At 69.7% G+C, this 6,838-nt stretch carries 8 protein-coding genes; 4 read left to right on the top strand and 4 right to left on the bottom strand.

From position 1 onward, the window contains the following. From tilS to folE, 4 genes are all read left to right on the top strand, one after another. A partial coding sequence (gene tilS, locus KN815_RS44625) for a tRNA lysidine(34) synthetase TilS (RefSeq protein ID WP_216347514.1) occupies positions 1 to 704 on the top strand: 704 nt, incomplete at its 5' end. Positions 705 to 765: 61 nt separating this feature from the next. Then, positions 766 to 1,305 carry a hypoxanthine phosphoribosyltransferase gene (hpt, locus tag KN815_RS44620; RefSeq protein ID WP_043241584.1) on the top strand — a complete coding sequence of 180 codons (540 nt, stop codon included), beginning with the start codon at positions 766 to 768 and terminating at the stop codon, positions 1,303 to 1,305. Between the two features lie 245 nt (positions 1,306 to 1,550). Further along, complete coding sequence (ftsH, locus tag KN815_RS44615; RefSeq protein WP_216347513.1) at positions 1,551 to 3,593, top strand: ATP-dependent zinc metalloprotease FtsH; 2,043 nt, start codon at positions 1,551 to 1,553, stop codon at positions 3,591 to 3,593. A gap of 127 nt (positions 3,594 to 3,720) precedes the next feature. Continuing rightward, a complete protein-coding gene (gene folE / locus KN815_RS44610) occupies positions 3,721 to 4,326 on the top strand; it encodes a GTP cyclohydrolase I FolE (RefSeq protein ID WP_059142458.1) in 606 nt (201 codons plus the stop codon). A gap of 168 nt (positions 4,327 to 4,494) precedes the next feature. Here the strand turns inward: folE and KN815_RS44605 are convergent, their stop codons facing one another. From KN815_RS44605 to KN815_RS44590, 4 genes are all read right to left on the bottom strand, one after another. Next, entirely contained in the window at positions 4,495 to 4,992 is a 498-nt protein-coding gene (locus tag KN815_RS44605; protein WP_216347506.1) for a DUF3180 domain-containing protein, read from the bottom strand. A gap of 61 nt (positions 4,993 to 5,053) precedes the next feature. Beyond that, the gene (gene folK / locus KN815_RS44600; protein ID WP_216347499.1) at positions 5,054 to 5,647 is read right to left on the bottom strand and encodes a 2-amino-4-hydroxy-6-hydroxymethyldihydropteridine diphosphokinase; all 594 of its coding nucleotides are present in this window, start codon (positions 5,645 to 5,647) and stop codon (positions 5,054 to 5,056) included. Then, positions 5,644 to 6,003: a dihydroneopterin aldolase gene (gene folB, locus KN815_RS44595; protein ID WP_216347498.1), complete on the bottom strand. Its 360-nt coding sequence runs from the start codon at positions 6,001 to 6,003 to the stop codon at positions 5,644 to 5,646. The genes folK and folB overlap by 4 nt, the downstream gene beginning before the upstream one ends. 207 nt (positions 6,004 to 6,210) lie before the next feature. Then, complete coding sequence (locus tag KN815_RS44590; protein ID WP_216347497.1) at positions 6,211 to 6,696, bottom strand: nuclear transport factor 2 family protein; 486 nt, start codon at positions 6,694 to 6,696, stop codon at positions 6,211 to 6,213. Positions 6,697 to 6,838 lie beyond the last annotated feature (142 nt).

The following is a 6,838-nucleotide window of genomic DNA, read 5'->3' as shown; positions in this document are numbered from 1 at the left end:
CCGCCGCCCGGAACGCCCGCTACGCCGCGCTGGACGGCGCCGCCGAGCGCCACGGCGCCACCGCGGTGCTGCTCGGCCACACCCGCGACGACCAGGCCGAGACGGTTCTGCTGGGCCTCGCCCGCGGCTCCGGCACCCGCTCGCTGTCCGGCATGGCCTGGGTCTCCGGGGCCGACGGCCGCTACCGCCGGCCCTTCCTCCAACTGGACCGGCACACGGTCCGCGAGGCATGCCTGGCCCAGTCGCTGCCCGTCTGGGACGACCCGCACAACGTGGACCCCTCCTACACCCGCTCCCGGGTCCGCCACGAGGCGCTGCCCATCCTGGAGAAGGCGCTGGGCAAGGGCGTCGTCGAGGCGCTCGCCCGCACCGCCCAGCTCTCCCGTGACGACGCCGACGCCCTCGACGCCTGGGCCGCCCGGGCCGAGGCCGATGTGATGACCACCGCACCGGCGGCGGCCGGTGGTGCGCAGGCCGTGCATCTCGACACCGTCGGCCTGCACGGACTGCCCACCGCCGTCCGCCGCCGGGTGCTGCGCCGCGCCGCCATCGCCGCGGGCGCGCCGGCCGGTTCGCTCTTCGCCCGCCACATCGAAGAGGTGGACCGGCTGATCACCGGCTGGCGGGGGCAGCGGGCCATCAATCTCCCCGGCCGCGTCGAGGTCCGCCGTGAGGGTGGCAGACTGGTCATCCGGCAGGGCTGATCCGCCCGAGCCAGATGAGCCGGTACGTCGAACGAAAGTGGCGCGGGTGGACGACAAGGACATGGGCACCGACCTCAAGTCGGTCCTCATCACCGAGGAAGAGATCAACGCGAAGCTGGCGGAGCTGGCGGCCACCATCGACGAGGAGTACGCGGGCAAGGATCTGCTGATCGTCGGCGTGCTCAAGGGCGCGGTCATGGTGATGGCGGATCTGGCACGTGCCCTGTCCACGCCCGTCACCATGGACTGGATGGCCGTGTCGTCCTACGGCGCGGGCACCCAGTCCTCCGGGGTGGTGCGTATCCTCAAGGACTTGGACACCGACATCAAGGGCAAACACGTCCTGATCGTCGAGGACATCATCGACTCCGGACTGACGCTGTCGTGGCTGCTGTCGAACCTGGGCTCGCGCGAGCCGGCCTCGCTGAACGTCTGCACCCTGCTGCGCAAGCCGGAGGCGGCCAAGGTCGCCATCAAGGTGAAGTGGGTCGGCTTCGACATCCCCAACGAGTTCGTCGTCGGCTACGGCCTGGACTACGCCGAGAAGTACCGGAACCTGCGGTTCGTCGGCACCCTGGCCCCCCACGTCTACGGCGGCTGACGGCGCCGCGGACCCCTGGGAACCTGGCGGGGTTTTCCGCCGTTGGAGCAGGGGAAGGCGGTTTTGTTAACAGTCCACGGCGGCGTCGGGTGACAATGCTGGGGTACCGTCCGAAGGTCAGTCTTTTTCGAGACTGAGGATTACACAGCTCATACACCGCAAATACACCGCACGCACGGGCGGCCCCTCCAGGGCTGCCGTGCCTCACTGTGGCAGGAGGGACGGGGCGGCTTCGCCCCGTATGGATGGACGTGAAGCGCTACTTCCGTGGGCCGGTCATGTGGATCGTGCTGGCCGTCCTCGCCGTGGTCGTGTTGATGCAGGTCGTCGGCTCGTCCGGCGGCTACAAGTCGGTGGACACCAGTCAGGTCGTCAAGGCGATCAACCAGAACCAGGTCCAGTCCGCCGAACTGACGACCGGCGACGAGCACAAGGTAAAGATCAACCTCAAGGACAATGTCGCCAAGATCTCGGGCAGCGACAAGCTCCAGGCCACCTACATCGGTGACCAGGGTGTCGATCTGGCCAAGACTCTTCAGGCCAATGCCCAGAAGCCCAACGGGATCCCCGACGGGTACAACGTCTCGACGTCGAAGCAGAACCCCTTCGTCGGGATTCTGCTCTCGCTGCTCCCGTTCGTGCTGATCGTCGTGGTCTTCCTGTTCCTGATGAATCAGATGCAGGGCGGCGGCTCCCGGGTGATGAACTTCGGGAAGTCGAAGGCCAAGCTGATCACCAAGGACACGCCGAAGACGACGTTCACCGATGTGGCGGGCGCCGACGAGGCGGTCGAGGAGCTCCAGGAGATCAAGGAGTTCCTTCAGGAGCCGGCGAAGTTCCAGGCCGTGGGCGCCAAGATCCCCAAGGGTGTGCTGCTCTACGGCCCGCCCGGTACGGGTAAGACGCTGCTCGCGCGTGCCGTCGCGGGCGAGGCGGGTGTCCCCTTCTACTCGATCTCCGGCTCCGACTTCGTCGAGATGTTCGTGGGTGTGGGTGCCTCCCGTGTCCGCGACCTGTTCGAGCAGGCCAAGACCAACGCCCCGGCCATCGTCTTCGTCGACGAGATCGACGCCGTCGGCCGGCACCGCGGTGCGGGCATGGGCGGCGGCCATGACGAGCGTGAGCAGACGCTGAACCAGCTCCTCGTCGAGATGGACGGCTTCGATGTGAAGGGCGGGGTCATCCTGATCGCCGCCACCAACCGGCCCGACATCCTCGACCCGGCGCTGCTGCGCCCGGGCCGCTTCGACCGGCAGATCGCGGTCGACCGCCCGGACATGCAGGGCCGGCTGGAGATCCTCAAGGTCCACCAGAAGGGCAAGCCGGTCGCCCCGGACGTCGACCTGTCGGCCGTCGCCCGGCGCACCCCCGGCTTCACCGGTGCCGATCTGTCGAATGTGCTGAACGAGGCCGCCCTGCTGACGGCCCGCAGCGACAAGAAGCTGATCGACAACCACTTCCTGGACGAGGCGATCGACCGAGTCGTGGCCGGTCCGCAGAAGCGGACCCGGATCATGAGCGACAAGGAGAAGAAGATCACCGCGTACCACGAGGGCGGTCACGCCCTGGTCGCGGCGGCTTCTCCGAACAGCGACCCGGTGCACAAGGTCACCATCCTCTCCCGAGGCCGGGCCCTGGGCTACACCATGGTCCTGCCGGACGAGGACAAGTACTCGACCACGCGCAACGAGATGCTGGACCAGCTCGCCTACATGATGGGCGGCCGGGCGGCCGAGGAGCTCGTCTTCCACGACCCGACCACGGGCGCGTCCAACGACATCGAGAAGGCGACCACCACCGCCCGCGCGATGGTCACGCAGTACGGCATGACCGAGCGGCTCGGCGCGATCAAGTTCGGCTCCGACAACTCCGAGCCGTTCCTCGGCCGTGAGATGGCTCACCAGCGCGACTACTCGGAAGAGGTCGCCGCGCTGGTGGACGAGGAGGTCAAGAAGCTCATCGAGGCCGCGCACAACGAGGCGTGGGAGATCCTCGTCGAGAACCGGGACGTCCTGGACAACCTGGTGCTGGCGCTGCTGGAGAAGGAGACGCTCAACAAGGAGGAGATCGCCGAGATCTTCGCCCCGATCGTCAAGCGCCCGGCCCGCCCGGCGTGGACCGGCTCCTCGCGGCGTACGCCCTCGACCCGTCCGCCGGTGCTCTCCCCCAAGGAGCTGGCCCCGGCCAACGGTGCCCAGCCCACCTCGGCGGCTTCGCTGACCAAGAGCACCACTCCGGAGGACGCCGTCGAGCGCCCTGAGGGCTCGGGCTCCGGTTCGGAGAGCTGACCCCCACCACCGGGGGCGGCTTCCGTCCCCGGTGGCCCCGGAATGAATGCCGCGTCCACCAGGTTCTAGCCTGGTGAACGCGGCATTTACGCGTTCGTTGTGTGTATGTGAGGAACGAGGCAGCTCCATGACCGACCCGGTGACCCTGGACGGCGAGAGCCCCATTGGCGTGTTCGACGAGAAGCGCGCCGAGAACGCGATCCGCGAGCTGCTGATCGCGGTGGGCGAGGACCCCGACCGGGAGGGGCTGCGCGAGACGCCGGGCCGGGTGGCCCGTGCGTACAAGGAGATCTTCGCGGGGCTGCGCCAGGAGCCCGAGGACGTCCTGACCACCACCTTCGACCTGGGCCATGACGAGATGGTGCTGGTCAAGGACATCGAGGTGATGTCCTCCTGCGAGCACCATCTGGTGCCCTTCGTGGGCGTCGCCCATGTGGGCTATATCCCGTCCCACGACGGCAAGATCACCGGGCTGTCCAAGCTGGCCCGGCTGGTCGATGTCTTCGCCCGCCGCCCTCAGGTCCAGGAGCGGCTGACCACCCAGATCGCCGAGTCCCTGATGCGGATACTGGAGCCGCGCGGGGTGATCGTGGTGGTCGAGTGCGAGCACATGTGCATGACCATGCGCGGGGTGCGCAAGCCCGGCGCCAAGACGCTCACCTCGGCCGTCCGCGGCCAGTTGCGCGATCCGGCCACCCGAGCCGAGGCCATGAGCCTCATCATGGCCCGCTGAGCGGCTCCGTACGCCGCAGCCGGGCTGGAGCCCCAGCGGCGCGGGGCGAGTCCCGTACGGGGTCGGCTCGTGGCTTTGGGCGTCCGGCGCGGCTCAGGCGCGGGCCCCCAGCGGCGCGGGGCGAGTCCCGTACGGGGTCGGCTCGTGGCTTTGGGCGTCCGGCGCGGCTCAGGCGCGGGCCGCGGCGCTCGGGCCGTTGCCATCGTTGTCGTCGTCCTCCGGGAGCTTGAGGACCCGCTCCAGGAAGAACGCGGCCGCCACCACCCCCGCGGCCGCCAGCACCGACGCCCCGGCATAGATGGCCTGATCCCGGCGGGCGGGCACATCGAGCTGCTCCATGGCCAGGAAGGCGCCCGCCCCGCCGTACATCCCCGCGACCAGCGCCGCCACCAGCGCGCTGGCCTGCCCGAAGACCACCGCACGGGCGGCCACCATCGGGTCCACGCCCTTGGCGCCCGGCTGCCGCTCCCGCTGGGCGCGCAGCCGGGACCGCAGCGACAGCGCGGTGGCGGCCAGCACGACCGCGATCAGGGCCAACACGATCGGCGCGGCCACCGGGATGCTCGGCAGCGACCCCAATGTGTCCCACAGCCGGGCGCCCGCCCACGACACCACACCGGCCACGGCGAACAGCCCGACCAGCACCCCGATCCGAAGTTGCTTCACCGAGCGGTCGCCCCTCAATTCAGTACGTGCCAACGTGTCCGGAACCTATCCGGATCAACGTCTACTCGGGCAGTCGCAGTTCCAGATCGGTGCGGACCCGGACACCTTCCTGGCCCATCGCGGCCAGCAGCCCCGCCACCGCCCCCCGCCCGGGGACCTCGGCCTGCGGATCCAGGTCGTTCCACGGCACCAGCACGAAGGCGCGCTCATGGGCGCGCGGATGCGGCAGGGTGAGCTGGGGGTCGTCGGACACCACGTCCTGATACGCCACGATGTCCACGTCGATGGTGCGCGGGCCCCAGCGCTCGTCCCGCACCCGCTCGAACGCCTCCTCGATGGCGTGGCCGCGCTCCAGCAGCGAGGACGGCGGCAGCGTCGTCTTGATCAGCACCACCGCGTTGAAGTACGTGGCCTGGGTGCCGGGCTCCACGCCCCACGGGTCCGTCTCGTACACCGGCGATACGGCCTTGACCCGCAGGCCCGGGGTGTCCTCCAGCGCGTCGATGGCGCCCTGGAGGGTCTCCAGGCGGTTGCCCAGATTGCTGCCGAGCGAGATCACCGCTCGTTTGGGGTTGCTCAACGTCACATCGGCGGCGTCCACCTGCTCCACCACGGAGATGGGAACGGGCTGCACGGTCGGGTCGCTGCTGCTCATACTCGGCTCCGGGTGATGGTGATGGTCACGTCGTCGAAGGGCACGGTGATCGGGGCCTGCGGCTTGTGCACCACGACCTCGACCTCCCGCACCACGTCGTGCTCGAGGCACCGGTCCGCGATCCGTTCGGCCAGCGTCTCTATCAGATCGACCGGCTCACCCCGCACCACGGCCGCGACCTCTTCCGCCACCACGCCGTAGTGGACGGTCTTGCCGAGGTCGTCGTCGGCCGCGGCCGGCCGGGTGTCCAGGCCGAGCACGAGGTCCACGACGAAGTCCTGGCCCTCCTCGCGCTCATGGGGTAGCACGCCGTGGTGCCCGCGAGCCTTCAGGCCGCGCAGCGCGACACGATCCACCTGAATCACTCCTGCTGGTCGTCGGTACGCGGGCACGCCCTCCTGGCCGGAGCGCACCACCCGTCCCCTGCCGTCTGCGGGGGTACCTGCCTCGCAATCTACCTGCGGGCCCCGGCGGCATTCGCCCATGGGGTGGGCGGTGCCCGCTGCCGACGCTCCGCGCCACAGCCTTCTACCCCCACCTCGCGGGGCTCGAACGGGGTCGGGTCAGCCCGGCAACAACCCGTCGTCGGCGGGGCCTTCGGTACCGCCCGGCTCCTCGTCGTCACTCTCCGCGAGGACCGGGGAGCCGTGATGCGACCAGACCTTCCAGCCGTCCTCCGTGCGGCGGAACACATTCGTGGCCACGACGAGCTGGCCCACCAGCGGGCCGAGCTGGCCCTCCTCCTCGGCGGGGGCGCCGCTGAGAATGTTCTCGGTGCAGGTCAGCAGGGCGGTGTCGGCCATCACCGACACCTCGACATCCGTCAGGAAGAACTGGATGTAGTCCGTGTTGGCCATGATCAGCGCATAGGAGCGGAGCACTTCGCCCCGGCCGCGCAGCACCGGCCAGCCCGGGTGGACGCAGGACACCTCGGTGTCGGGGGAGTCCAGCCACAGCCGCTGGAGCGTGGTGTGGTCACCCTGCTCCATGGCGTCGTACAGCGCCGTGTTCACCTGCGCCACACGTTCGTTGTCCGTAAGGGAAGTCACAGCGCTCCAGCCGTGTTCTCGGCCCGCTCGATGGCCCGCGCCACGCGCACCGCGTCCGCGCTGGCCCGTACCTCGTGCACCCGGACGGCCCAGGCGCCCTCGCGTGCCGCGAGCGCGGTGACCGCCGCCGTGGCGGCGTCCC

It is taken from the genome of Streptomyces niphimycinicus (assembly GCF_018883605.1).
In the GTDB taxonomy this organism is placed as follows: Bacteria; Actinomycetota; Actinomycetes; order Streptomycetales; family Streptomycetaceae; genus Streptomyces; species Streptomyces niphimycinicus.
Note: the sequence above shows the minus strand (reverse complement) of the source record. Positions and strands in the feature narration are given on the sequence as shown.